The organism is Achromobacter colocynthidis (genome assembly GCF_057334535.1).
Map to the genome: position 1 here is coordinate 521,673 of NZ_JBHFIZ010000035.1, position 25,644 is coordinate 547,316.

A 25,644-nucleotide genomic window follows, 5' to 3' on the forward strand; every position below is an offset into this window, starting at 1 on the left:
CGCGGCAGACCAAAAGCGCCGCAGACCTGGAATGGGTACGCCCCGCTGCCTCCCTCGCGCGCGTTAGCGGGGCGTACCTCGTACCTCGTGCCGTTATTGCGGCGCCGGGATAAGGCGAATTTGCTCGCCACCGTCGCGCTTCAGTTGCGCAACCAACCCCAGTTCCCAGTCCAGGTATTCCCGAAATCCTTCATCACGCGCCGCCAAATCATCAAACAGATAGGGGCTGATGCTTTGATCGTCGTCGCTGGTCAATACGCCTGACGCGCCGGTATCCAGATCCAGGCCAGCGTCTTTCCACGCCCGCGTTCCGCCCAACAGAACCTGCACCCGCCGAACGCCGCGCCAGGCCAGTTCAGCGGCCACAACACCGGCCAGCACCCCGTCGGAAGACGTCAGCACCACGCTGCGGCCCTCGTCGGACGGCAGGAATTCCGTCAGCCGGTCAGGCGCCGCGAAGCGTGCGTGCGGCACATGTCCACGCTCATAGGCCACGCGCGACTCCACGTCGAACACGACGGCCTGGCCCGCGTCCAGCGCCGCGCGCAGTGCCAAGGGCCGCACGCGGGCGACGTCCGGCCGATGGCGCAACACGCGACGCGGCTCGGGACCGCTTTGCAAAGGCGCGAACGCCGCGGGCTGATACAGATAGACCTCCACGGCCCCCAACTGCGCCAGCCAGGCCCCAGTGGTCAGCGCGCGCACGCCATCCCAATCCGCCAACACCACGCGGGCACGCCGGGTCGCCACATACTCGTCCGTGGCCTGCACCAACTGGCCGCCCGGCGCCCAGCGCCACCCTTCCAGGTGGCCACCTTCATATTCCTCGCGGGTGCGTACATCAAACTTGTACAGCGTGCGCGTGCCCTGCTCCGCCTCGAACGCCTGCAAGGTCGCCGCGTCCACATAGCCGATACCGGCGCGCTGCGCCACATCACGCGCCTGTTGCCGCGCCACGCTCAAAGTCGCATCGCCCGGTTCGGGCAACGCCGCCTTGCGGCCGTAGGCCAGTTCGCGTCCGGACAGCAGCCATTGCATGGTCCCGTTACGCAGCGACGCCACCCGGTTGGGAATCCCTGCGTCGATCAAGGTCTGCGCGCCCACGATGCTGCGCGTACGGCCCGCGCAATTGACCACCACGAACGTGTTCGGGTCCGGCGCCAGCTCGCGGATGCGATAGACGAGTTCGGCACCCGGCAGGCTGTGCGAGAACGGCAGCGTGAAGTGGTGGAATTCTTCGGGCGTGCGGCTATCCACCACCACGATGTCGTCACCGCGCGCAACGCGCTCATGCAACTCGTCCACGTCGATCCACGGCGTGTGCTTTTCGTGTTCGATGACTTCACCAAACGCCTTGCTGGGCACGTTGGTTCCCGAAAACACCTCCAAGCCCGCGCGCACCCATCCGTCGGTTCCACCTTCCAGGACCGTCACATCGGTCCAACCCAGCCGGGTCAGCTTCGCAGCCGCCTGGTGCGCCAACGACTCATCGTCGTCCACCAGCACAATGCGCGTGTCGCGGCGCGGCACCAGGCGATCGGCCAACAGCTCAAGCCGCCATAGCGGCGCGGGCACGGCAGCCAGTAAATGGCAACGGGCATAGCGGCCCGCCTCGCGCACGTCCAGCACGGCAATCTCGTCATCGCCGCGCAGCGCGTCCTGCAAGGCGCTGGCCGACACGCGCGCATGGTAGATGGCGGCTGGCGGCGAAAACCTGCGGTAGGTGCCGCCCGCGGTGCTTTCGAACACCACGCGGCCATGCAGGCGATCCAGCGCCAAGCCATAAAAGTGCAGATGCGCGCCCGCTTCGTCACCCACCAATTCAATGGTGTGCACGTCATCGGGCCCCAGCACGATGGACGCGCCCGGCCCCACATCCACGCGGCGCACGTGCGTCAGCGTGTCGCGCAAGGGGTCTTCGGTAGCCGCGCGGGAATACACCTCGTTGCGTTCGGTGCCGTGAACCCCGGCGATGATCGCCCAGGTGGTGTGATCATGCGGCGGCTGCGCCTTGCCGGGTCCGCCCAGCGATAAATACAACGCATAGCCGCCGTCGATATCTTCGGCCAAGCGGTACAGCGAAGCAGGACGCTCCGGCACCAGGGCGAACGCCTCGGCGGGAAACAGGTCGCGGCGCAGGCCCAGCGCCTCGAGCAACGCCGCCACCTGAGCCAGCGCTTGCGGCGTGGCATGCGCCGCGTCGGGCACCCATTTTCGAACCTGGGCGATAAAGCCGCGCACGGCCTCGGCGCGTTCGCTGTGCTTGGCGACGGCCTGCGGGGCCGATTGGATAGATTGACTCATGGAATGACCTGGGCTTTCAGAGAGAAGAAGGCTCAGGCTACGTGGAGGCTTCATGCCGGACAACGTAGAAATGCGTCTATGGATATGCGGACAGTGGTGGCGGCTACCCCGAAAAATCAGAGGAGTTCTATAGACGCGCGCGTGATCCATTGCGCAATATCGTCGGTCAACCTGCGTTATCCAGGAGGACCGAACGTGTTGTCTCACAAGCAAGACCACCGCTTCGCCTTCACCCAAGCCGACACCGGCTATCGTCGCACGCGCTACCGGCTGGTCGTCGTAGAACCCTCCCTGGCCCGGGCCGCGCTGTGTTCCGACTGGCGCATCTACCAGCACCTTTGAGCACCTGCCGCACGAATACTGCGAGGAATTTCGGACCATGCAAAAAGACATGCGCATGGATGGCGTTTATATCGAATGGATGGGCGATAAGAAATGACTGATATCAAACCCGAGAAAGACCCGCCCACCGAGCGCGTGGCGCCGTTTCACTACGACGCCCGGGGTCAACAGTGCTTCACCTGGACGCTGACGGATTGCAAGATCACCGACCCAGTTCAACTTCGTATCGGGCCGGATCTGATCCTGCCGGTGATATTTATTCCTGGGGTGATGGGGACTAACTTGAGGTCGGTTTCAGAACCGGGCGGTGACCAGCCAGAATCTGTCTGGCGGCTTGATAACGGCTTCGCCGGAATTCCGACGCACTTGCTGAGCCAATGGATGAATCAAAGCGCGGGAATCCGGCAAACCGTTTTGCACCCTGACCGCGTAGAAGTCGATGACCAGGGCGCGGTCCCCGACGTTCCGCTAGGAATGGTGCAGGAGAACGGACAACTACTACCCGCCGCCCGCAAAGCCGCCCTTGGGGAGCGCTATCGGGAACGAGGTTGGGGAGAGGTTGGGCAAACGAGCTACGAACGCTTCCTGCGGTGGTTGGAGCATGTCCTGAACTCCCCCACCGTTCCTCGCCACGAAAACTATGCGCTTGAATTGGACGACAGGCATTGGGAGGATCCGAAAGCAACGTATCGGCGCCTTCAGCCAGGCGTGGATGTCTTTATGCCGGGGTTGAACGGGCTGGATCGAAACGGAAGCGATGAAGGCGTCAAACCGTTAACCACGGACGATCTGCTGGCCGGCGCACGGTTCAATATGCCGGTGCATGCGTTTGGGTATAACTGGCTTGAATCTAATGCAGAGTCCGCTGAGAAGCTACGGCAACGGATTGAAACTCTGCTAGACCAGTATGGCGATCGCTGCACACAGGTCCTATTGGTGACCCATTCGATGGGCGGCCTTATTGCCAGACAGTGCGCGACCCTGCCCGGCATGGAGGCCGCAATCTGCGGAATCATTCACGGCGTCATGCCGACCAACGGCGCGCCGGTAGCCTACAGGCGTTGCAAAGTCGGCATGCGGGATGAGGACTACGGAACCTCGCTTGTGATCGGCGGCAGCGGGCAGGAAGTGACGGCAGTTTTTGCCCAATCGCCTGGTGCGTTGCAATTGCTGCCGACGCGGCGCTATTCACCGGGATGGCTGAAGCTCTTACGCGAAGAACAATCGCGCACTGTTCCCGCCATGTCGGCAGTTCCGTCCCCTTCGCAATGCCCGTATGAAACGATCTATCTCGAAAGAAGCCGATGGTGGGGGTTGATCAGAGAAGAATGGCTGGCGCCCAAAGGCGGGACTGCCATCGAATGGAAAGACTACAAACAAGCGATTGGAAGCGCGCGAGAATTCCACGAAGTACTCGGCACCTATTTCCATCCAAAGACCTACGTCTTCTATGGGGCGGATACCAAATTCGCGAGCTTCGAATCCATTCGATGGACGATACGCCCGGGGTTGCGCCGAGCACACACCACACAGCCACCTTTCTCGATCGAAGCCCTTCTCGAGGCCCGAAACTCGGATATTCAGCACGATGGTCGCACGCCGCTTTATGCAAGAGGACAAAGCCGCGTGGCGTCTCCCTCGCTACGGTATGTCGATGGCACTTCCCCGCCGGAAAAACTGCAATACAGCGATTGGGAGCTGCACTGCGAAATGCAGGACGGCATTGGGGACGGCACGGTCCCCATCAGTTCAGGCCGCGCACCGCTTGACCAGGCCAAGCGCGGCCAAGTCAAAGAACAACTCGGAATGCGCGGGTTTGAACATGAAGGTCCTTTCCGAAATGAACTGGTCCAACTGATCACGCTGCAGTGGATCCTGAAACTAGCGGCCCAGGCGAGGAAGTCATGATAAAGACGCGCGTTGTTACCGCCGCAATTGCGCTTACTGCCCTCGTAGGCGGCAGCATCCTGCTCCTACAGCACAAGGACATCCCAGTGACTAACACAACCACGGACATCCGCACCTGGGCATTCGGCCGACACTTGATTGATTTGCCCTCGGACTGGTTTTACAGCACCGGCAGCTACGTCACGTTGTATTACGGATTGGATACCGATTTCACGACCGTCGAAGTCAAGGTGTTAGGGATGGATGTCTCTCCTGGCCGTTACGCGGACGCAGTAAACGATAGATCGTCGCAGATTCAGCAAGTCGCTCACGATTCAGGCGGCTCTATGTTGCTCGCTCAGATAAAGCCGGATCCAACACATACCTTGCTGCGCTTTTTTCGCAACCGCCAGCAGAAAAACTATCACACCCATGAGCTGCATCTTCTTGTCGATGACGTCTACGTCCTCATCAAAGCTCAGTCGTACGAAAACGTCATCGCCCCAGTCGAAGCCCGCATCCAAGCCTTGGCCAAGACCATCTCCAAGATCACCGACCCGCAGAGCGCCGGACCAGGCTTTGGGCTTGGTCCCGTCATCATCCGCGAGCATCACGACCAGGAAATCGGCATGCTGAGGTTTCGGGCGCCGGCCTCGAACATCGTGCTTGATGCACGCATCAACGCCATCCAGCCACAGGAGTATCTCAACATGAAGGAGCAGGAGAAGCGATTTTTGGCGGGGACTCGCTACAACGTCTTACGCTCGGGCACGCCAACGTTCGCCGGCATGGCCGGTGAGCAAAGCGGTATCAGCTACCGCAACGTGGACCACCATGCCTTCCTGTTCGTTGCGCAGAGTTATCGCGACGACCCAGGCTTTACTCGGCCCGGCATCAATCTACGCCTGCGAGGGGGTGGAGTCATGATGAAGGCCTTCGATCCCGCCAACCCGCTCGACCTTGTCCGTTGGTCCCTTCCCCGCTTCGTACCCGACAAGCACGCCATTCCCCTCTGGAAACGTCCACCTGCGCCACCCCGCGTTGACGCGGCCTTGTCCGACAGGGAAGCCGGCAAGATCTGGGACGCCATCTTGTCTTCCGTGCGCCTGCGTTACCGTGCCGTCGCACCCAAGCCGCCCACGGCGTTTGATCAGGTAGGCAACCCCGAGAAAGCTGCTGCCGATAAGAAGGCGCTGGACGATTTTCTCAGTACCGATGAAAACGGAATGCCCTGGACGCCGCCGGACTCCGGAATTTGAAAGGTGCCATGGTTCGCGCCTTGGCAACATCCATGCCCTTGGGTGTTCCCCTGGCCGGCACAGTTTCATAGTCGTCCTATAGACGGCGCCATTTGTCGATGTGCAAGATGTTTGGATCCACCTTGCGCACCGCCAGAAGGAGTACTGCCGTGCCTCGTCTGTCCGACTTGCGCTTCACCTTCATCCCCGCCAGTGGCGTGGAATTTGATGTCATTGAATTCACGCTGGACGAAGCCCTGTCCGAGACCTATCGGCTGTGCATCGAACTGTCCAGCGTCGACCCCGCCATTGATTTCGGTACGCTGCTGGATCAGCCCGCGCTCTTTACCATCTGGCGCGGCGACCAGGCAGTGCGCCATGTACACGGCATCGTCACCGAGTTCGTCCAAGCCGACACCGGCTTTCGTCGCACGCGCTATCGGGTGGTCGTGGAACCGTCCTTGGCCCGTGCCGCGCTGTGCTCCGACTGGCGTATCTACCAGCACCTGTCAGTACCCGAGATCCTGGCCGACGTCATCAAGCGCCAAGGCATCACCGACTACGAGCAGGTCACTACTTTTGAGCACCTGCCGCGCGAATACTGCGTGCAAGCCGGCGACACCAACTTGGCGTTTCTGGACAGGCTAGCGGCCGAAGAAGGCTACTTCTACCGCTACGCGCATTCGGAACACGGACACCGCCTGATCCACGGCGACCGCATCTACATCCACGGCGAGATCGAAGGCGGGCCCGTGGTCTACAACCCCATGCCGGGTGGAGATCAAGCAGAACCCGCGCTGCATCGCTTTGCCTACGCCGAGCGCATCCGCACCGCCGTGCAGACTCAGCGGGACTACACCTACACCCATCCGCGTTATAGCCAGGAACATTCCCCGGTCGCCACCGATCTTGCGCACCAAGGCGCGCACTACGAACGCTACGACTACCCCGGCCGCTACAAGCGCGACGAAGCCGGCAAGCCTTTTCACTCAAGCCCGCCTGCTCGGCCGCCGCCGCGATGCGCGCGTGGCGTTTGTCGAAGGCGATGACGCGCGTTTGATCCCGGGCGTGGCCTTCGACCTCGCCGGCCACCCGCGCGAAGATTGGAACCAAGGCTGGCGCCCCGTGCGCATGCGCCACCATGGCGTACACCACACGAGTCAAGAAGAAGACGCGGCGGGTTCCGAACAAGGCACGCGCTACCACTACACCGCCGAACTCGTGCCCGACAAAGTCGACTGGAAGCCCGAGCCCCAACCCAAACCTCGCCTTGACGGCCCACAGATGGCCACCGTGGTTGGCCCGCCCAATGAAGAGATCTATTGCGACGCCTGGGGCCGCGTCAAGGTGCAGTTTCCCTGGGACCGGCTGGGTCGCAACGATGAACACAGCTCCTGCTGGATCCGCGTGTCGCAGAACTGGGCCGGTGCGCTATGGGGGCATATGGCGATACCGCGCATCGGCCAAGAAGTCATCGTGCAATTCGCGAATGGCGATCCAGACCAACCAATAGTCATCGGGAGAACGTTCCGCGCTACCAACCTGCCGCCGTATGAACTGCCGCGCCACAACATCCTGAACACCATCAAAAGCAAGGAGCACAAGGGCAACCGCGCCAATGAACTGCGCCTGGACGACACGTCTGCGCAGATCAGCGCGGCCTTGATGAGCGAGCACGGCGATACGCAGTTGCACCTGGGGTACTTGACGCATCCCCGTCCAGGCGGCGGAGAGCCACGCGGCGAAGGGTTTGAACTCCGCACCGATGAACACGGCGCATTGCGAGCGGCCAAGGGATTGTTGTTGAGCACCGAGGCGCAGTTGAACGCCAAGGGCGGGCAATTGGACCGATCCGATATCGTTGCCGCCCTGGAATCCGCATTGGAACTGGCTCGTAACCTTGGCGACTATGCAGGCACCCACGAAGGCATAACCCACGACGCGCAGCCCCAGCAGTCATTGACCGAAGCGGTACGCGACTTGGGCCACGATGCCAACAACCAGTCTGCCGGCACCGGCCAAGGCGATGCCGGCGCGATCGGTCTAAGCGCGCCAGCCGGCATCGCCGCCGCCACCCCCGCCAGCATCGTGATGACGGCAGGCGCCAATATCGACACCATCGCCCAGCAACACCAGCAGATCAGCGCGGGCGAAAAGGTAGTCATCAACGCAGGCGGCGACCTGGGTTTGTTCTCACAAAGCGGCGCCATGCGCCACATCGCCCACCAAGGCGAACTGCTGCTGCAAGCGCAACACAACGCCATCCGCATCCAGGCCGACCAAAGCGCCGAAATCACCTCCAGCAAACAGCATGTATTGGTGGCCGCAGACAAGCACATCACGTTGCTCTGCGGCGGGGCGTACATCAAGATCGCCGACGGGAATATTGAACTGGGCATGCCGGGCACGTTCTCGGTCAAGGCCACATCCCATGACTTCTCGGGCCCCACCGGCCGCACCGCGGCACTGCCCATCTTCAGATCGCCTGACGTCGCTGCCGGCGACCATGCAGGCCGGTTCCGCATGAAGAAGACCGACGACCGCCTGTTTGAGCGCTATCGATACCGGATCATGGCAGGCGCGACGCTGCTGCTGGAAGGCACGACCACCAACAACGGTGAAACGGAATATCTCGACACGCCGCGCAGGCGCGATGTGCAGACTTACAAAACCATCATGCGCGAGGATCAGAAGATACCGGACAACCCAAGCGAGCTTGCGGCGCGGGTGGACGAGATCAATCCCCATTACTCGGAACACGGGCCGATGGACGAGGCCTTTCTTGATTCCCACTTTGAAGGAGACGCGTAATGGCCGCTCCCGCCGCAGCCGCCGCGCTGGTCTGGGGCTATCGGGCCTATCGCGCCTACGCCGCCCATGAAGCCGCCCAAACCGCCATCGAAACAGCCGAAACCCTGGCCCAAATAAGCCAGCGGAAAAAGGAAGTCCAAGCCCTTCTGAAAGACATCATCGAAGGCATGAAGAAAGAGATCGACATCAAAAGCTCGACCTTCGTACGCACCGGCGGCAACAGCACCGTATCGCGTGGGCGCAAGGAAAACGTGACGTACCAGCAGTACATCGAACGCAAGATTCCATTTCGCCCCGTCATCAGTACGGTGTGCCAATGGGCGCTGAAGTCGCCACTAAAAGTCCCCAGGCGCATCCGCAAGAAGATTCCCGGTGAAGTCATCGAAACGACGATCGATATCGCGTTGAAGCAGACCACCGCGTCCCTGGTGTTTGAAGTGGTGGACGACTTGTTGGCGTGGCAGAGCCCGTTGAAGGCAGAGCCGAACTACGACGGCACCTCCAACAAGCCGATGCTGGGAGATCCCTCCACAAGACCGAAGCGCATCAGTGAGTTCTTCCCTTTTTGGCCTCGGCCTAAAGGGAGCCTGGCACCTGATCTGGTCATTGTGGAGTATCGGCAGCAGCCGTTTGACGTTGGGAACGTGTTCGCGGCGGTGGAAATCAAGTTTCCGAATGATTGGGTGAAACGGGATCAGCTCGAGGACTACGTCATATTAATGGGTGAAGACAACAAAAAAGTAGCGCTACTTCGCGTCCCGGAAGATTGCACGGGATTCAAACCTTCCACTGTGAAACCGGGCCAAGGAGGCTCACCAAGGAAAACGAAATGAGCACAAGCGAGAGGCTGTTGGACGATGACGACGTTTCCAGCATGGTGACCGACCTGAAGCGGTGGCCCAATACCGCCGTCGATCTCGGCGCGTTCGAACTTGCTGTCACGCCGTATCTGACCTTCTACTTCACCTACGATCCCGAGCATTTGCTTCGGACAACACTGGATATGATCGAGATCCACGAAGCCTTCGAAACGCTTCTTGGCCGCCCCTACACCGTTGCAACGCACCCCACCTCTGAACGTCCTCATCCCTATGGCTCCAAGAGGCTGGGAGATATACGCGAATGGGCGCGCAAAGTCCGTCCCGACAAATCGTTCACGGTCGGCTTTACTGATGAAAAGAACTCGCAAAGCACTCCTACGCATGCCGCCTACCTTTGGAGAAAGCGGCACTACACCGCGGAATGCAATTTCTCTTCTATTCAGTTCTATTACCGTTGGCAATGGTGGCTGGACAACAAGGATGCGTGGCGAAAATTCGTTCTGGACACCATCGGCCGTCTGGAGCCGGCGCAGGTGTATAGCGGCTTTGCCTGGGGCACGCCATTGGCATTCGGCATGCAGTCAGAGATTGCGGTTTGGCACCGAGCTCTCGCGCCGCACTTCTATGGCTTGGACACCGATGACACTTTCAGCATGGCGTTCACGCCCGAGCTGCCCTCCGGCATCCGTCCTCCCACCTGGGGCTTCTTCCTATCCGACTCCTGGCGTGAAAAGCTGGCTATCACCCGCGACGACGTCGCCGCCCACCTTGCCGACCCGCGCATCCGCATCGACACCCTTAGCTGCGGGCAATGGATCGAACTTGGCCCGCAAGCCGAACTCTATCCCGTCGAAGACGGTGTTCCCGAGCTTCCCGCCCTGCTCAACCGCCTGCTGCGCCGCATTCGCCATCCACAATTGGATCTGGTCGGTTCTGGCGAATGGGACGGCGACCCAAATGAACGCTTCGATCGCCGCGATACGCAGCGCTGGCTGGCGCGGTTTGACGACGACAGTGATTGGCCAACACCCGAGATCCGTGGCCGCACACCAGGGGCAGCGCCAAGTGAACCGACTGCCACGCACGTCGTCGTAGGCGAGGAAATCCCGTCGGATGGCTGGTGGTACACCTTGGCCAAAACCGGCTCACGCCGTTACTTCAACGCAGGCGAGCTCGCCCCACCGATACACCAAGACCCGTCGCGTGGCCGCGTCATCTGGCAGCGCGACATTGATCAAAGCGCCCCCGAACCGGAACCGGCCCGCCGCGCCGAAACGGGCCAGCTTGCACCGCGCGCTGGGCAGTGGCGAGGCGACGACAAGGGCGAAGTGTTGTGCGTGGTCGCGATGCATGAGGTCCTGCCGGCGTACAAGGGTGAAGCGATCACCTGGCACTGGATGCACGAGGCCGCCCCAAGCGCTAGCGCCGGTGCCCGCGTGCGCTCGGGACAACCCTGCCCATACCCAGGAAGCTGGACGTGCGAAGAGATTCCCACAGGCCCCCAAACATTCGCCTACCAAGTGCCCATGCCCCGGGTGAATGATCAGGACGTGACCTGGGTGTTGGTCACTTTCCTGCGTTAGGAGGAAGAAATGGCCGCTCCCGCCCGGCCAATCCAAGAAAGAAGTCCAAGCCCTTCTGAAAGACATCATCGAAGGCGAGTGGAAAAGCGGGTCATTCACCAAGGGGAAGAAAATGAGCAATACCCATCCATTGATCAACGATCGCGATCTGACGGGCATGATCAACGACCTGAAAAATTGGCCGAATACCGCCATTGATAACGGGTCTTTCGAGCTGTCGATTAGCCCATTTCTCACCTTCTACTTCAACTATGACCCCGTCCATTACCTGCGTACCACGCTGGATATGATCGACGTACACGACGCATTCGAAAAACTCCTGGGCCGTCCTTACACGATAGCCACACATCCACGTTCCGAAAGACCCCATCGCTACGGCTCGGTTCGTTTGGGCGATCTTCACGAATGGGCACGAAACATCCCAGTCGAAAAAGCCTTTACCGTTAAATTTACCGACCAGGAAAACCACCAGATCTCACCAACGAATGCGGCCTATTTGTGGCGAGAACCCACCATCGGCGAACAAGCCCAGTATTACTCGTCCATACAGTTCTACTTTCGCTGGAGTTGGTGGCTCGACAACAAGGAAGCATGGCGGCAATTTGTCCTCGACTCTATCGCTTACCTGATGCCTGCGCAGGTGTATAGCGGCTTTGCCATGGCCAACCCACTGGAATTCGGCATGAGGTCCGAGGTTGCGGCTTGGGACCGAGCGCTAACACCATACTTCTACGGAATGGACACCGACTATCCATTCGGCATGGACATTCCCGCCCAATTGGGCTCCGGCATCCGCCCTCCCACCTGGGGCTTTTTCCTGTCCGACACCTGGCGCGAGAAGCTCGCTATCACCCGCGACGACGTCGTTGCCCACCTGGCCGACCCGCGCATCCGCATCGACACCCTTAGCTGCGGGCAATGGATCGAACTTGGCCCGCAACCCGAACTCTATCCCGTCGAAGACGGTGTTCCCGAGCTTCCCACCCTGCTCAACCGCATGCTTCGCCGCATTCGCCATCCGCAATTGGACCTGGTCGGTTCTGGCGAATGGGATGGCGACCCAAATGAACGCTTCGACCGCCGCGATACGCAGCGCTGGCTGGCCCGGTTCGATGACGACAGTGATTGGCCTACGCCAGAGATTCGAGGCCGCACGCCCGGCGGCACACCCACAGAACCCAAGCCCACGCATGTCGTCACCCAAGCGTCGGCGCGCGTGTGCGCTCGGGAGAACCCTGCCCGTACCCAGGCTCGTGGACTTGCCAAGAACTTCCCACAGGTCCGCAGACCTTCGCCTACCAAGTGACGATGCCCCAGGTGAATGGGCAGGACGTGACGTGGGTGTTGGTCACGTACTTGCGTTAGGCCAGCCGTAGATCAGCCCACGCCCTTCAGTTCCGTCTCCACCACGTCGCGCGTCAATGTCGGTACGAACATCTCTATGAAATGAAACGCGTAGCCGCGCAACCACGCACCACGGCGGATGGCCAGGCGGGTCAGGTTGATCTCGAACAGGTGGCGCGCATCAATGGCGCTCAGGCGCGTGTCGCGCTCGGGGTCCCAGGCCACGGCGGCGACGATACCCACGCCTAGTTCAAGCTCGACGTAGGTCTTGATGACGTCGGCGTCCATGGCGGTCATGACGATGTCCGGCGTGATGCCGGCCCGGGCGAACGCCTCATCGATATGCGCGCGGCCCGTGTAGCCCCTGCCGTAGGTGATGATGGGATACCGCGACAATTTCGACAGGCTAACGCCTTCGTGCATGCCCTCCAGCGGATGCCCGCGCGGCACGATGATGCTGTGACTCCATCGGTAGCAAGGCAGGTTCACCAGGCCCGGATAGTCCGCCACGGCTTCGGTCGCCACGCCGATGTCGGCCTCGCCCTCCAGCAGCATTTCGGACACCTGCTTGGGCGAGCCTTGGTGCAGATGCAGCACCACGTCCGGATAGCGCTGGCGGAACTCCTTGATGACGGGCGGCAAGGCGTAGCGCGCCTGGGAATGCGTGGCCGCGATAGACAGCACCCCCTGGCGGCTGTCGGCGTACTCGGCGCCCGCATGCCGGATGTTGTCGGCGCATTGCAGTATCTGTTCCACCAGCGGCAGAATCAGTTCACCCGGCGGCGTCAGGCCGATCAGGCGCTTGCCCGAGCGTACGAAGATGTCCACGCCCACCTCTTCCTCCAGTTCGCGGATCTGGCGGCTGACACCGGGTTGCGACGTATGCAGGCTTTCTGAGACGTCCGTCAGGTTGAAATCCTGTCGCACGGCTTCGCGCACGGAACGCAGTTGTTGGAAATTCATCGAGCGCCTTCAGCCCAGAAAGGCCAGTTGGTTGCCGGACGGATCCTTGACGTACATGACGCGCGGCGACGCATCGGGCAAAGAACAGACCGGATAGTGCCCGGCTTGACGCAGGCGCGTCAGAATCTCGTCGTAGGCGGGTGTCTTGATGGCCAAGTAATCAGGTTTGACACCCCGGTTGACTTCATCCACGGGCGATAGCGACAAGGTCGCTTCCCCCAAGGCAAACAGCAGGCGCTTGTCATCGGCGCCGGGCACTTCGTCCAGGCCGATGACGCGTTGATAGAAGTCACGCACCGCGTCGGCCTGGCGCGACAGAAAGGAAAGCTGCACCGAGTCGATCGAAAGCAATAAAGTCATGTCCTGCCACCCGCCGTGGAACAGGGCAAATTCTAGTGCCGATGACTCACTGCAAACAAAGAGGTTGTAATTGCTTCTACATAGCCAGAAACCCTAAAGCGCGCGGCTTATTTGCATATGCTTCAGGCGCTGCGACGCAAGGCATCGCGCGTGGCGGCGAAGGCGTTTTCAAGGTCGTCGATCAGGTCTTGCGGATGCTCCAGGCCGATATGCAAACGCACCACTGATTGCTGGCCAGGACCTTGCCGCCAGATGCTATGTTCCGCCAGGCGTTCAGGCGCTGCCTCAAGCGCCAGGCTTTCGTAGCCGCCCCAGGATGCGCCGATTGAAAAGTAGCGCAGCGCGTCAATGAAACGCGATGCCGCCGTCGGGTCCGGATTGTCGAACGCGAAAGACACCAAGCCGCTTGCGCCACTGAAATCGCGCCGCCATAGCGCATGGCCGGGGTCTAGCTCCAGCGCGGGATGGAAGACGCGCGCCACATCCGCGTGCCGCGCCAGATAACGCGCCACGGCAAGCGCGTTTTCTTGATGGCGCGCCAGGCGCACGTCCAGCGTGCGCAGGCCGCGCAACGTCAGATAGGCGTCGTCCGCGCCCACCGACAAGCCTAGCGCGTCATAGGTCTGGCCGATCTTTTGCGCAAGCGCCGCGCTGTCCACCGTTACCACGCCCATCATCACATCCGAATGGCCCGCCAAGTACTTGGTTGCGGCCTGGATCGAGATGTTCGCGCCCAGCGCCAAGGGCTGGTAGTACAGGCCGCCGCTCCAGGTGTTGTCGGCGGCTACCAATACACCGTGGCGGCGCGCCGTTGCCGCAAGCGCGGGAAGATCCAGCACTTCGAACAGCAAGGAACTGGGCGATTCCAGGTACAGCAGGCGCGTGTTCGGCCGGATCAGGCGCTCCAGCGCGTCCCGCGCCGGCGAGAAGTATTCCACCTCGATGCCATAGCGCCGCAGCAAGGACTTGTCGACCTTGCGTACCGGGGAATACACGCTGTCGGCCACAAGCGCGTGATCGCCCGGCCCTAGCGTGGCCAGCAGCACCAGCGTGATCGCCGCCAGGCCCGACGGCGCCAACACGGTCCGATAGCCGCCTTCCAGCGACGTGACGGCGGCCTCCAGCGCCTGGTGCGTGTCCAGGCCATGCCGGCCATACGTGGCGACACGGTCGCCCGAGGCGCGCAAGGTGTTCAGGGCGGCCTGTGTGGCGGTGTCGGCAAAGCGCACGGTACTGGTGCGCACGACCGGCACGTTCACCGGCCCGGCGCCGTTTTTCAATTCGGGCGACCCGGCGTGTACCAAGCGGGTCTGCACATGGGTGTGGTCGAGGCTCATGCGTACACCTCCTGGCTGGCGAACGGCGCCGCAACGGGCTCCGGCGCGGCTGCGCGCGCCGATCGGCGTGCGAGTGATGCGCCGGAGGACCGTTGCAGAAACGCGCGGGTGCGCGGGCTGTGTGGCGCGTCGAAGATGCGCGACGGCGGGCCGGCCTCGACGATGCGGCCGGCCTCGGTGAAGTACACCGTATCGCTCACTTCCTCGGCAAAGCGCATTTCATGCGTGACCAACATGCACGTCAGGCCGTCCTGGACCAGGTCGCGGATCACCGTCAGCACTTCCCCCACCATCTCGGGGTCCAGCGCGGACGTCACTTCGTCGAACAGGATCAGTTCCGGCTGCAAGGCCAAGGCGCGCGCAATCGCCACGCGCTGCTGCTGGCCGCCCGACAGTTCGCCGGGATAGGCGCGTTCCTTGTGCTCCATCCTGACCTTGGCCAACAGCTCGCGCGCACGCGCCTCGGCCTGCGCGCGCGGCTGCCCGCCCACCTTCACCGGCGAGATCACCAGGTTCTCCAGCACGGTCAAGTGCGGGAACAGGTTGTATTGCTGAAACACGAAGCCCACGCGCTTTCTTAGCGCGATGAAGTCGGACTCGGTCTTCAAGCCGTCCACGCGCACACCGCCCACCTCGATGACGCCGCGCTGCGGACGCAGCAGCCCGGTAATGCATCGCAAAATGGTCGACTTGCCCGACCCGGATGGGCCGATGATCGACACCGCCTGCCCCTGCCGGACTTCCACGTCGATGCCCTTGAGCACCTCGGTCTTGCCAAACGCCAGATGCACATCGCGCAGGCTGACCAGGGGATTGATTTCATGTGTTGTCATAGCGTCGTTCCAGATACCGCGTCCAACGCGCGATGGGATAGCAATAGGCGAAGAAAAGCGCCAATAGCGTGAAATAGACAAGGATGGTGAAGTCGCTGCTGGCGACGGTGTTGCTGGCCACGGTGGCGGTGTCGACAAGATCGTGCACGCCAACCAGCGAGGCCAAGGAGGTGCTCATCGTGATGCTGGCCGTCAGGTTCATCCAGGACGGCAACATCCGCCGAACGCATTGCGGCAACACGATCATGCGAAATATCTGCGTGCGCCTGAAGGCCAGCGATTGCGCCGCTTCCCACTGGGCGCTGGGTATCGACTGGATCGCGCCACGGAAGATCTCGGCCACATTGGCGCTGGCGGGCAACCCCAGACCGATCACCACCTTGATCCAATCCGGAAACGGCACGTACCAGCCCGCCACGTTGACTTCAAACGGGAACACGTAGGTCGTGAAGTACACCAGCACCAAAATCGGCGCATTGCGAAACAACAGCACATAGGCACGCGCCACGCGGCGCAGCAAGGCCGAGGGCGACAGCGCCACCGCGCCCACCACCAGCCCTACCACCGTGCCCAACGCCATCGCCAGCACGCTGATCTGGATATTCATGCCCAGCCCGCGCAGCAAGGCCGGAGCCCAGTGCCACAAGGCCAGGACGGCGGCCGGCGTCGTGCCCGTGGCGGCCCACGCCACGCCCAAGGCCACCAGCGCCAGCAGCAGCACAAACCACGGATCGCGCAGCAAGGCAGGCAGCACGCCGCCGGAGGGCCGGGCCGCAGTTCCATTCAAGGCAAGATCATTGGCCATAGCCGGGCATCCTCAAACGGTCTTCCAGCCAGCGTCCCGCCACGCTGACCAGCCAGGTCAGCAAGCCGAAGTACAGCAGGATCAACAGCAGCAATTCCAATACGTTGTCCCGGTGCGACCAGATCATGATGGATTCATACGTCACGTCGCCCACCGCGATGGCCGAAGCGATGGCGGTCATCTTCACCAGGTCCACCAGGTTGTTGACCAGCGCGGGCAAGGCAAAGCGCACGGCCAGCGGCAACTGCACCTGCGTCAGGATCTGACCCCGTGAGAACGCCAACGAACGCGCCGCTTCCATCGTCACCGACGGCACGGCCTCGATACCGGCGCGCAAGGCCTCCGCGTGAAACACGCCCTTGTGCAGCGCCACCACGATGACCACCCAGGCGAACGGTGTGATGGGATTGCCGCCACCCAGTTTTTGCGTGATCAGCATGTTCAGCACCAGGAACGCGCAGTACAACTGCACCAGAGTCGGCGTGTTGCGGGTGACTTCAACAAAGGCTTGCAATGGCCGTGCCAGCCACGGGCGGTTGCTGGTCAGCGCGGCCGCGATCAGCACGCCGAACAGCAGGCTGACCGGGATGGTCCATGCGCACAGTTGCAGCGTCACCAGCAGGCCGTGGCCAAACGCCGACAACTCGGCCGGATCCTGCACGAAGCTGTAGTTCAGGCCCAAGGGGCGGAAGGCATCCACCCAGGCCTGCAATAACGTAGCAGTCATGCGGCGGCCTCCCAGGCAGGCGCCAACTCCAATGCCGCGACCGCCCTGCCGATGCGGTCGACGGCCTGGTCGATGTGCGCGTCGGATGCGGCAAACGACAGTCGCAGATACGGCGAAAGGCCATATGCGGCGCCGCGCACCACCGCCACGCCTTCCGACTCCAGCAACCAGTCCACCACGTCGCCGTCATGCGCGATGCGCCGGCCATCCGGGCGCACCGCCCCGATCAAGCCCGCCACGCCGATCCACGCAAAGAACGCCCCTTGCGGCGCATACGCCTGCAAGCCGGGGACGGCACGCAATCCGTCCACCACGCGCCGCGCGCGCCGTGCATACGCCAGCCTGGCGGTTTGGACGAAGTCGTCCGCCACGCCCTCCAACGCCGCCAGCGCCGCCGCTTGCCCCAGTGAACTTGGCCCCGATGACACCTGGGATTGCACTGCCTCCAGCGCCTGAATCAACGGCTGCGGCCCGATGCCCCAACCGATGCGCCACCCTGTCATGGCATAGGTCTTGGACACGCCGTTGACCACCAGCGTGCGCACCGCAAGCTCGGGCGCCACGCGCAGCAGCGGCGTGGGCTTCTGGTTGAACCAGATCTCTTCGTACATCTCGTCCCACAGCACCAGCACGTGCGGCGCGTCACGCAGCACCGCCGCCAGCGCCTGCAATTCGTCGACGGAATAGACCGCACCCGAGGGGTTGCCCGGCGAGTTCAGGATCAGCCACTTGGTGCGCGGCGTGATCGCCTGACGCAAGGTCGATGCCGTCAGTTTGAAGCCGTCTTCCGCCCGCGTCTGCACGACGACGGGCTGGCCACCGTTGATACGCACCGCGTCGGGAAATGTGGGCCAGTACGGGGCGGGCACGATCACCTCGTCGCCCTCATCCAGCGTGGCATTGAGCGCCAGGTAGATGACCTGTTTGCCGCCATTGGAAATGATGACGTTGGACGCATCCGTGGCAAGGCCGCTGCGCGACCCGAAGCCGCGCGCCACCGCCTGCCGCAGCGCCGCCGTGCCGGCCGTGGGCGTGTACTTGGTGTGGCCCCGTTCCAGCGCGGCGACGGCCGCGTCCTTGATGGCCGCCGGCGTGTCGAAGTCTGGCTCGCCCGAGGTCAGCACCAGGATGGAACGGCCCTCGGCCGCCAAGCGCGCCGCACGCGCGCCGGCAGCGGCAATGGGCGACAACTCGGCGCCACGGGCGCGGCGCGACAGCACGTCGGGAAACAGATTCAACGCTGTCATGGCCGGCTCCCGGCTTCGGGCGGTGCGCTATCGAACTTGCCGGCCCGCGCCTGGGCGGTGACCTGCTTCAAGTAATCGGCCGGCACGCCATGGCGTTCGGCTTCTTGCACCAGCAGGCCCGTCGTCAGCCAGTCGCGGATGACGCCGTCGACAAACGCGCGCGTGTCCGCTTCGTTGCGGCGCGTCCAGATCACCGTGGGCGACGGAATCAACTGATCTGGCGTGGCCAGCTCGAAGTCGCTCCATTGCGCGCCGTTTGGTCCATGCAGCGTTTCATACAGCGCGGGCTGAATGTGCACCGACGCATCGCAACTGCCGCCCTTGAGCGCCAGCAACGACTCGGGAATATTGCGCAAGCCCTTGACCACCGCGCCGTAGGTATCCTGCAAGGGCTTGGCGAAGTTGCTGCCTTGCGACACGCATGCCACCTTGCCCTTCAGGTCTTCCCACCGCTTGATGCCACTGCTTTTCGACACCATGGCCGCGCCGCCCACCAGGTTGTAGGGAGTGGGCGCGTAGCTGAGGATCTGGCTGCGCTCCTGGGTCCACTGAATATTGGCAATCAACAGATCCACCTTGCCGGCCTGCAAGAACTGCACGCGCGTGGCGGCGGTGACCGGCACGGTCTCAAGGCTGACGCCCAAGCGCTTGGCGATGTCCGCGCCCAGCTCCGTCTGAAAGCCGCCGACCTTGCCGGTGGCCGGGTCCAGCACACCAAACGGCGGACTGGCGCCGTCCACGCCGACGATGATTCTGCCGCGCTGCTTGATCTTGTCCAGGGTCGCGTCCGCATGCGCGACGCCGGGGGCCGACAAGGCCGCCACCACCGCCCAGGCCAACGCCGCACCCGTCTTCTTGCTGAATAGCTTCATCTTTTCCATCCGATCCGGGTTGGGGCGCGCTTAGCTGCCCTGCTTGTATTTGGCGTGCAGTTCTTGCAACAGCGGCTGCGCGGGTTCGATGCCCAGGCGCTTTTCGGTGGCAATCAGCCAGCCCGAGCGGTGCCAGTCCTGCACGATCTTGTCGACGGCGGCGATGGTGTCGGTCTCGCCCTTGCGGGTCCAGACGACCGAGTTCGCGGGCAACACGTCGGTGGCGATAGGCGCGTGGTAATCGGCCCATTCCGGGTTGTTGCGCAGCAAGGGGTGGATCAAGGTGGAATCGTGCACGGCCGCCACGCATTGCCCGCCACGCAGCGCCAACAGCGAGTCCGACGAACTCTTGAAACCCTTGACCACGGCGCCGTAGTCGGACGACAGCGGCTTGGCGTAGCTGCTGCCTTGCGACACGCACACCGTCTTGCCGCGCAGGTCTTCCCACTTGTTGATGCCGCTGCCCTTCAAGGTCGCGGCCGCGCCACCCACGCGGAAGAACGGCGTGGGCGCATAGCCCAGGATGTCGGCGCGTTCCTGATTCAGTTCCATGGACGCGATCAACAGGTCCACCTTGCCCGAAATCAAAAACTGCGTGCGCGTCGCGGTTTGCACTTGCACCAGTTCCGCCTTCACGCCCAGGCCCTTGGCCACTTCACGTGCCAGCTCGGGGTTCCAGCCCACCAGTTGCTGCGTGGCGGGGTCCAGCGATCCGAACACACCGCCATTGGCCAGCACGCCGATGGTCACCGTGCCCCGCTGCCGGATCTTGTCCAGCGTGGCGTCGGCGTGGGCCGCGCCGGCCGCCAGAGTCAGCGCCAGCGTGAATGCCATGCGGGCCGCGCCCGTTGTCTTGCTGATTGCCATGTTGTTGTCTTGTCGATTGAAGTGAACGAAGGTCCATGCTGCGGGCGCCACGCCGGCAAGACAAAGAAGACTTTCAGATATCAATATGCGACGGGCGGCGGCGCCCTACTTCAGCTTCACGTCGGCCGATGCAATCACGCGGCGATAGGTCGCGATGTCATCGCGCACCGTCTGGTCCACCGCTTCGGGCGAGGTCGCCGCAATGGTGAAGCCCAGGTTCTCCAGCAACGCCGCCGTCTCGGGCTCGCGCAGCACGGCCACCACGTCATGGTTGATGCGGTCCACGATGGCGCGCGGCGTCGAGGCAGGTACAGACAGACCCTGCCAGCTTTCCACCACGTAATCGGACAAGCCCGCCTCTTGCAGGGTAGGCACGTCGGGCAGCGCCTTGGAGCGGTACGGCGTGGTGACCGCCAGCGCCACCAGCTTGCCGTTGCGCACGTTTTCCGTGGCCGCCGCCAAGGTGATCAACATGGCGTCCACGTGGCCCCCCAGCACATCCAGCATGGCGGGTCCACCGCCTGGATACGGAATTTGATTGGTCCTGGCGCCGATGCGTTCGTTCAAAAGCTCGACTGCCAGATGCTGCAAGCTGCCCGTGCCACCCGGCAGCGCCAGCGAGACCTCGCCCGGCTTCTGTTTCACCAGCGCCGCGAACTCGGCAAAGGTCTTCACGCCCAGGCCGGGGCGCACGACAAGCAATTGCGGGTTCACCACGGCCTTGGTTACCCCTTGCAGGTCCTTGACCGGATCGTAGGGCAGCTTGCCGGGCTGCAACGCGTTCAACGACAGCGCATCGCCGCCCAGCAGCAAGGTGTAGCCATCGCCACGCGCATGCGCGACCGCCGCATTGCCAATGCTGCTGCTGGCGCCAGGCTGGTTCTCGACCACCACGCTTTGGCGCCATTTTTCGCTGAGCTTCTGCGCGATGGTGCGCGCCAGCTTGTCGCCGCTGCCGCCTGCCGCCATCGGCACCACGATCTTGACGGGCCGGTTCGGATAGCGGTTGGCGTCTTCGCCCGGCATCGGCGCCGACCCCGCAAAGTTGCTGAACAAGCCCGCGCCCACGATGACGCCGGCCAGCAGGCCCAGGCCCGCACGCCAGGCTGATTTGCGATGAATGCTCATGTACCGCCCCTGTGTGATTGAAAAAATCAGGATAGGGGCGGCGTAGGCGCGCAACAAATACCGATACGCAATGTGAAAATAGCCGTGCCGCGCGCGCGAGCGCTCACGGATGTCGATGCAGAAAATCACGGGCGGCGTGCGCTACGCCGCGTTCAGCTACTTGGCCAGCATCGACTCAACATCCGCGCCAAACGCGCAATAGCCCGGGTAGCCCGGTCGCGCATCGCAGGCCATCAGGCAGCCGGGCTTGCCGTTCGCGAAGCTCGCCGACACCGACATGCCGAAGCCGTAGGTGGGTGTCGTGACGTCGAACGCGCTTTCGCACACGGCCTTCGCGCTGTAGGCAAACGTCATGCCCTCGCGCCGGCCATTGATGGCGAACGACACCTGGAAACTGTTGTAGCTGTTCCAACCTGCGCGCGGCAGCACCACAAAGCGGTAATGCCGGGCATCGCGGCGCTCACCGAATATTTTCAGTTTCGCCGAGGTGGTGCGGGTGGTGGGCGATGGGTACGGCAGCGCGAGCAAGGCACGCGGGTCGCCCAACACGCCCAGGTCCATGCCCAGGCCTTTTTGATAGAACGGCACGTCCAGGCTGGGATAGCCGGAATACTCCACGCGCCGGGGCGGCCCGTTGTAGGTGTTGGTTTCGGGTTCGAAGTCGGGTGCGCGCGCGAACGCAACGTCCAGCGTCAGGACCACGTCCGTCGGTTTGGCGTCTTCGGTGCGGACATGTTCTTCAAAGATCTCGGCACTGCCCGCGCATCCCGCCAGCAGCGCCAGCAAACCAAACGTCGTCAGGCGCCGGATGGACGGCATCAATGAATTCGACATCAACGAATTCGGCATCAACAAAGTCGACCTCACCTTACCGCTCCTGCGCCGTGGCAACCGGCAACGCCGCCGACTTCAGGCCATAACCATTGAACTGCCATCCGTTCTTGCCTTCTTGCCACTGAAAATTCTTGTTGATCCATTCTGCCTTCAAGTTGCGGTACAGACGGCGCTGGTCGATCCGCTTGCCGGCGTCCAGCGCCTTTCTGGCGGCCTGCGAGCTTTCATCCCATAGGCCGCTGAAAGCCTTGGTTTGCATGGCTTTGGTGAACGGCACGGTGGCATAGGGGCCATCGTCCAAGCGGCCAAGCCGGATCTCGTTGTCCAGCAAGAGTGCGCCGTGCCGGTTGTCCGGCGACACCGATACCAACTGGGGAATGGAATGCAGTTTTTCCTTCGGGCGCTGATGTTCAAACCACAGCACCTGGCCCGTCGATGTCACCAGAGCCCGCGAGCCCGCCGTGAACAGCAGCAGGTCCTTGCGGCCGGGTTGTGCCACGCCCATGTCGGGGTCGTGCATGTCGACGGTAGGGCTCAATACGCGTGCAAGCGGCGTGCCGTTTTGCACCGCGATCAGTATTGTGCCGACACCCATGAAGTCGTTCGACACTGCCACCAGCATCGGCTGGCCGCCTTGTGTAGGCCCCAGCGCCCGCACGTGGATGAACTCCACGGCATTCAAGGGCCGATAGGGCTTGCCGCGAAATAGGATGGCTCGCAGCTGGGAACGCGGATAGCCTTGCAGCGCGAAGTCGCCACCAATGGGCTCGACGGTCTTCGCGTAGGCGTTTTCAGACGCGGCGGGCTGCGCGCGGGTGATGGCGGGTATCGAAACGAGCAGTGCCAGCGCAAGGCATAGGCAAGATCGCTTGCTTGGGCTGGAAAAAAGAGTGGCGCTGGATAGTTGCGGCAAGGCGGTTCGCGGAGGGTGCTTTGGACAAAGCGGTGCCGGCATTCTAGGGCATGCCAGACCTTGCCTTGCCATGTCTGACCTTTCCTGACCTAGCCCTGCTGTGCGCCATCCCCCACCGACGCCACGCGCACCACAGCGTCCGCGTTGACTTGCGCCACATCCACTATGCCCAGCAGGCCCATATTGCGCCTGACTTCTTCCACGATCAGGCTGATGGCATGCGCCACGCCGCGCTGCCCGGCCACCGTCGCCGCGTAGTTGAACGGGCGGCCCACGAACACGCAGCGCGCGCCCAGCGCCATGGCCTTGAGCACGTCAGACCCGCGCCGCACGCCGCTGTCCAGCATCACGTCCATGGCACCGGCCGCGTCAACGATGGCCGGCAGCGCTTGCAGGGGCGACAGGCTGCCGTCCAGTTGCCGCCCGCCGTGGTTCGACACGATGATGCCGTCCATGCCCTGCGCACGCGCGGTGCGCGCATCGTCGGGATGCAGAATGCCCTTGATCACCATCTGCCCTTGCCAGCGGCGGCGGATGGCGGCCACGTGCCGCCAATTCAGATGGCCGCGGTCGGAAAAATCGCGCAGCACGTTAGCCGACAGAATCGGCGCGCCGCGCGTGGCGTAGTTGTTCTCGAAGTGCGGCATGCCATGGCGCCACAGCGTGCGCAGGAACGTGCCGAACAGCCAGCGCGGATGCGTCAGCCCTTGCCAGGCCAGGCCCACGCTGGGCCGCAGCGGCGTTGAAAACCCCGCCCGCACGTTGTTCTCGCGGTTGGCGGCAACGGGCGTGTCCACCGTCAGCACCAAGGTCGTCACGCCGGCTGCCGCCACGCGGTCTATCAAGGCCGCGATCTGCGCGTCGTCGCCCGGCAGGTAGGCCTGAAACCAAGTGCCTGGCGCGGCCTGCATTACCTCCTCCAGCCGGATCAACGACGACCCGCTCATGATGCAGGGCACGTTCGCCTCAGCGGCGGCGCGCGCCAGCACGACGTCGCCACGATAGCTGGACAGCGCCGAGATTCCCATGGGCGCCACGCCCACCGGCGCGGCGTACTCGCGGCCCAGTACCGTGGTGCGCGTGCTGCGTTGCGATACGTCCACCAGCACCTTGGGCCGAAAGCCGTACTGCGCAAAGGCCTGCCGGTTGCCGCGTTCGGATTGCCCGTCTTCCACCGCGCCGGACACATAGGCGTAGATGGGCTTGGGCAGGCGTCGTTTCGCCGCGGCTTCGAAGTCATGCAGGCTGAGTATGTGGCGCAGGGGGTCGAACATGGGTGGCTCCTCGCGATCGGTCCGCACAGGCGGCCGCGCTGTTGTCTTGGGCAATGGCGGACGACTATAGGCGCGTGGGCGTTTTGAATAAAGTGACTTTATCGATATTGCTTATTACACTTTTCTTCGCTCTCGATTCTTCCTGCACCGCCATGACGCTTAAGCAACTTGAAGCCTTTTACTGGGCCGCCACCTGCAAGAACTTCGCCATTGCCGCCAACCGGCTGAATATCTCGGTGTCGTCGCTGTCCAAGCGCATCGGCGAACTTGAAGCGTCCATCGGCGCCGACCTGTTCAGCCGCAGCGCGCGCAGCGCCACACTGACGGCGCTGGGCGAACAACTGGTGCCACACGCCAAGGACTTGCTGCGCAACGCCGATCAATTCATGCAGCAGGCCAGCAGCAACCTGACGTTCTCCGGCCGCTGCCGTTTCGGGGCGGGAGAACTCACGTCAATCACGTGGATGCCGCGCCTGATCGAAGAGATTCAGCGCGCGCACCCCAACCTGCTGGTCGAGCCCTATGTGGGCGTGGGCGAATTGGTGGAGCGCGGACTGGAGGAAGGCGACCTGGATTTTGCGGTGATCGCCGGGCCGTCGTCGCGGGCGTCCATTGCCTCACATTTGATCGGCAGCGCGGAGTTTGAATGGGTGGCATCGCGGCGCGCGGTGCCCGACCCCACGGCGCTAACCCCTGCCGACCTGCCCGGCCTGACCTTGATTACCCAACCCCAAAGCTCCGGCGTGATCCGCATGCTGGACGACTGGCTGACCGAACAGGGCATCTCGCCGGGCCGCATGCAGTGCTGCAATAGCTGGGGCGCCATTGCGGGCATGTTGCGCCAAGGCCTGGGGCTGGGTTTCCTGCCCACCGCCTGGGCGCGCATCCTGATCCAGCGCGGCGACCTGCATCCGCTGCCCGGCCTGCCGCCCTTGCGGCCCCTGCCCTACACCTTTCAATGGCGGCGCGACGACACGCGGCCCATGCTGGTCAGCCTGCGCGCGCTGGCGCAGGACACGCTGGAATTCGACGCGCCGGCAAGCATGGTCTAGCGCGGGCACTGTTTCCAAAAAGTCGCCCTTGAATAAGAAAATTATTCGCTTTATATCCTATTTCAGCCCGAGTAGAGTCGCTTCAAACAAAGATTGAAGACC

23 protein-coding genes are annotated in these 25,644 nt (G+C 62.9%); 9 read left to right on the forward strand and 14 right to left on the reverse strand.

Translation table 11 applies throughout. From position 1 onward, the window contains the following. Positions 1–93: 93 nt before the first annotated feature. Positions 94–2,304 (reverse strand): rhodanese-like domain-containing protein, encoded by a 2,211-nt coding sequence (locus tag ACE04A_RS18070; RefSeq protein ID WP_448718959.1) that lies wholly within the window; start codon positions 2,302–2,304, stop codon positions 94–96. 195 nt (positions 2,305–2,499) lie between these two features. Here ACE04A_RS18070 and ACE04A_RS18075 point away from each other — a divergent pair, with 195 nt between their 5' ends. The 8 genes from ACE04A_RS18075 to ACE04A_RS18110 all read left to right on the forward strand — a co-directional run bounded on the left by ACE04A_RS18075 (position 2,500) and on the right by ACE04A_RS18110 (position 12,292). Continuing rightward, positions 2,500–2,646: a hypothetical protein gene (locus ACE04A_RS18075; protein WP_279997051.1), complete on the forward strand. Its 147-nt coding sequence runs from the start codon at positions 2,500–2,502 to the stop codon at positions 2,644–2,646. Positions 2,647–2,739: 93 nt separating this feature from the next. Beyond that, a complete protein-coding gene (locus ACE04A_RS18080) occupies positions 2,740–4,554 on the forward strand; it encodes a Tle4 family T6SS lipase effector (RefSeq protein ID WP_448718960.1) in 1,815 nt (604 codons plus the stop codon). Next, positions 4,551–5,792, forward strand: a complete 1,242-nt coding sequence (locus tag ACE04A_RS18085; protein WP_448718961.1) for a T6SS immunity protein Tli4 family protein — start codon at positions 4,551–4,553, stop codon at positions 5,790–5,792. Before ACE04A_RS18080 ends, ACE04A_RS18085 begins: the two co-directional genes overlap by 4 nt. 149 nt (positions 5,793–5,941) lie before the next feature. Next, positions 5,942–6,820, forward strand: a complete 879-nt coding sequence (locus ACE04A_RS18090) for a type VI secretion system Vgr family protein (protein WP_448718962.1) — start codon at positions 5,942–5,944, stop codon at positions 6,818–6,820. Next, positions 6,771–8,582, forward strand: coding sequence for a type VI secretion system Vgr family protein (locus tag ACE04A_RS18095; RefSeq protein WP_448719081.1), 1,812 nt, complete (start codon positions 6,771–6,773; stop codon positions 8,580–8,582). Before ACE04A_RS18090 ends, ACE04A_RS18095 begins: the two co-directional genes overlap by 50 nt. Further along, positions 8,582–9,415, forward strand: a complete 834-nt coding sequence (locus ACE04A_RS18100; protein WP_448718963.1) for a VRR-NUC domain-containing protein — start codon at positions 8,582–8,584, stop codon at positions 9,413–9,415. The genes ACE04A_RS18095 and ACE04A_RS18100 overlap by 1 nt, the downstream gene beginning before the upstream one ends. After that, positions 9,412–10,986, forward strand: coding sequence for a type VI immunity family protein (locus ACE04A_RS18105; protein WP_448718964.1), 1,575 nt, complete (start codon positions 9,412–9,414; stop codon positions 10,984–10,986). Before ACE04A_RS18100 ends, ACE04A_RS18105 begins: the two co-directional genes overlap by 4 nt. 112 nt (positions 10,987–11,098) lie before the next feature. After that, a complete protein-coding gene (locus ACE04A_RS18110; protein WP_485820371.1) occupies positions 11,099–12,292 on the forward strand; it encodes a type VI immunity family protein in 1,194 nt (397 codons plus the stop codon). 71 nt (positions 12,293–12,363) lie between these two features. On the opposite strand, the gene ACE04A_RS18115 is transcribed toward ACE04A_RS18110, so the two are convergent. The 13 genes from ACE04A_RS18115 to ACE04A_RS18175 all read right to left on the reverse strand — a co-directional run bounded on the left by ACE04A_RS18115 (position 12,364) and on the right by ACE04A_RS18175 (position 24,490). After that, positions 12,364–13,293 carry a CysB family HTH-type transcriptional regulator gene (locus ACE04A_RS18115; RefSeq protein ID WP_259247226.1) on the reverse strand — a complete coding sequence of 310 codons (930 nt, stop codon included), beginning with the start codon at positions 13,291–13,293 and terminating at the stop codon, positions 12,364–12,366. 9 nt (positions 13,294–13,302) lie between these two features. Beyond that, positions 13,303–13,653, reverse strand: a complete 351-nt coding sequence (locus tag ACE04A_RS18120) for a VOC family protein (protein ID WP_448718966.1) — start codon at positions 13,651–13,653, stop codon at positions 13,303–13,305. A 122-nt stretch (positions 13,654–13,775) separates the two neighbouring features. Continuing rightward, entirely contained in the window at positions 13,776–14,990 is a 1,215-nt protein-coding gene (metC, locus tag ACE04A_RS18125; RefSeq protein ID WP_448718967.1) for a cystathionine beta-lyase, read from the reverse strand. Beyond that, positions 14,987–15,823: an amino acid ABC transporter ATP-binding protein gene (locus ACE04A_RS18130; RefSeq protein ID WP_448718968.1), complete on the reverse strand. Its 837-nt coding sequence runs from the start codon at positions 15,821–15,823 to the stop codon at positions 14,987–14,989. The genes metC and ACE04A_RS18130 overlap by 4 nt, the downstream gene beginning before the upstream one ends. Next, positions 15,810–16,628, reverse strand: coding sequence for an amino acid ABC transporter permease (locus ACE04A_RS18135; protein ID WP_259247218.1), 819 nt, complete (start codon positions 16,626–16,628; stop codon positions 15,810–15,812). Before ACE04A_RS18135 ends, ACE04A_RS18130 begins: the two co-directional genes overlap by 14 nt. After that, on the reverse strand, positions 16,618–17,355 hold the full coding sequence (locus ACE04A_RS18140) for an amino acid ABC transporter permease (protein WP_448718969.1): 738 nt from the start codon (positions 17,353–17,355) through the stop codon (positions 16,618–16,620). Before ACE04A_RS18140 ends, ACE04A_RS18135 begins: the two co-directional genes overlap by 11 nt. Next, positions 17,352–18,602: an aminotransferase class I/II-fold pyridoxal phosphate-dependent enzyme gene (locus tag ACE04A_RS18145; RefSeq protein WP_448718970.1), complete on the reverse strand. Its 1,251-nt coding sequence runs from the start codon at positions 18,600–18,602 to the stop codon at positions 17,352–17,354. The genes ACE04A_RS18140 and ACE04A_RS18145 overlap by 4 nt, the downstream gene beginning before the upstream one ends. After that, positions 18,599–19,474: a transporter substrate-binding domain-containing protein gene (locus tag ACE04A_RS18150; protein WP_485820372.1), complete on the reverse strand. Its 876-nt coding sequence runs from the start codon at positions 19,472–19,474 to the stop codon at positions 18,599–18,601. The genes ACE04A_RS18145 and ACE04A_RS18150 overlap by 4 nt, the downstream gene beginning before the upstream one ends. Positions 19,475–19,504: 30 nt before the next feature. Further along, positions 19,505–20,341 carry a transporter substrate-binding domain-containing protein gene (locus ACE04A_RS18155; protein ID WP_485820373.1) on the reverse strand — a complete coding sequence of 279 codons (837 nt, stop codon included), beginning with the start codon at positions 20,339–20,341 and terminating at the stop codon, positions 19,505–19,507. 105 nt (positions 20,342–20,446) lie between these two features. Further along, entirely contained in the window at positions 20,447–21,469 is a 1,023-nt protein-coding gene (locus ACE04A_RS18160) for a Bug family tripartite tricarboxylate transporter substrate binding protein (RefSeq protein ID WP_448718973.1), read from the reverse strand. Between the two features lie 156 nt (positions 21,470–21,625). After that, positions 21,626–22,303: a hypothetical protein gene (locus ACE04A_RS18165; protein WP_279997327.1), complete on the reverse strand. Its 678-nt coding sequence runs from the start codon at positions 22,301–22,303 to the stop codon at positions 21,626–21,628. Positions 22,304–22,337: 34 nt separating this feature from the next. Then, complete coding sequence (locus tag ACE04A_RS18170) at positions 22,338–23,216, reverse strand: hypothetical protein (protein ID WP_279997326.1); 879 nt, start codon at positions 23,214–23,216, stop codon at positions 22,338–22,340. Positions 23,217–23,305: 89 nt separating this feature from the next. Then, on the reverse strand, positions 23,306–24,490 hold the full coding sequence (locus ACE04A_RS18175; protein ID WP_448718974.1) for an alpha-hydroxy acid oxidase: 1,185 nt from the start codon (positions 24,488–24,490) through the stop codon (positions 23,306–23,308). A 152-nt stretch (positions 24,491–24,642) separates the two neighbouring features. On the opposite strand from ACE04A_RS18175, the gene ACE04A_RS18180 reads away from it, so the two are divergent. Beyond that, positions 24,643–25,542: a LysR family transcriptional regulator gene (locus ACE04A_RS18180; protein ID WP_259247196.1), complete on the forward strand. Its 900-nt coding sequence runs from the start codon at positions 24,643–24,645 to the stop codon at positions 25,540–25,542. Positions 25,543–25,644 lie beyond the last annotated feature (102 nt).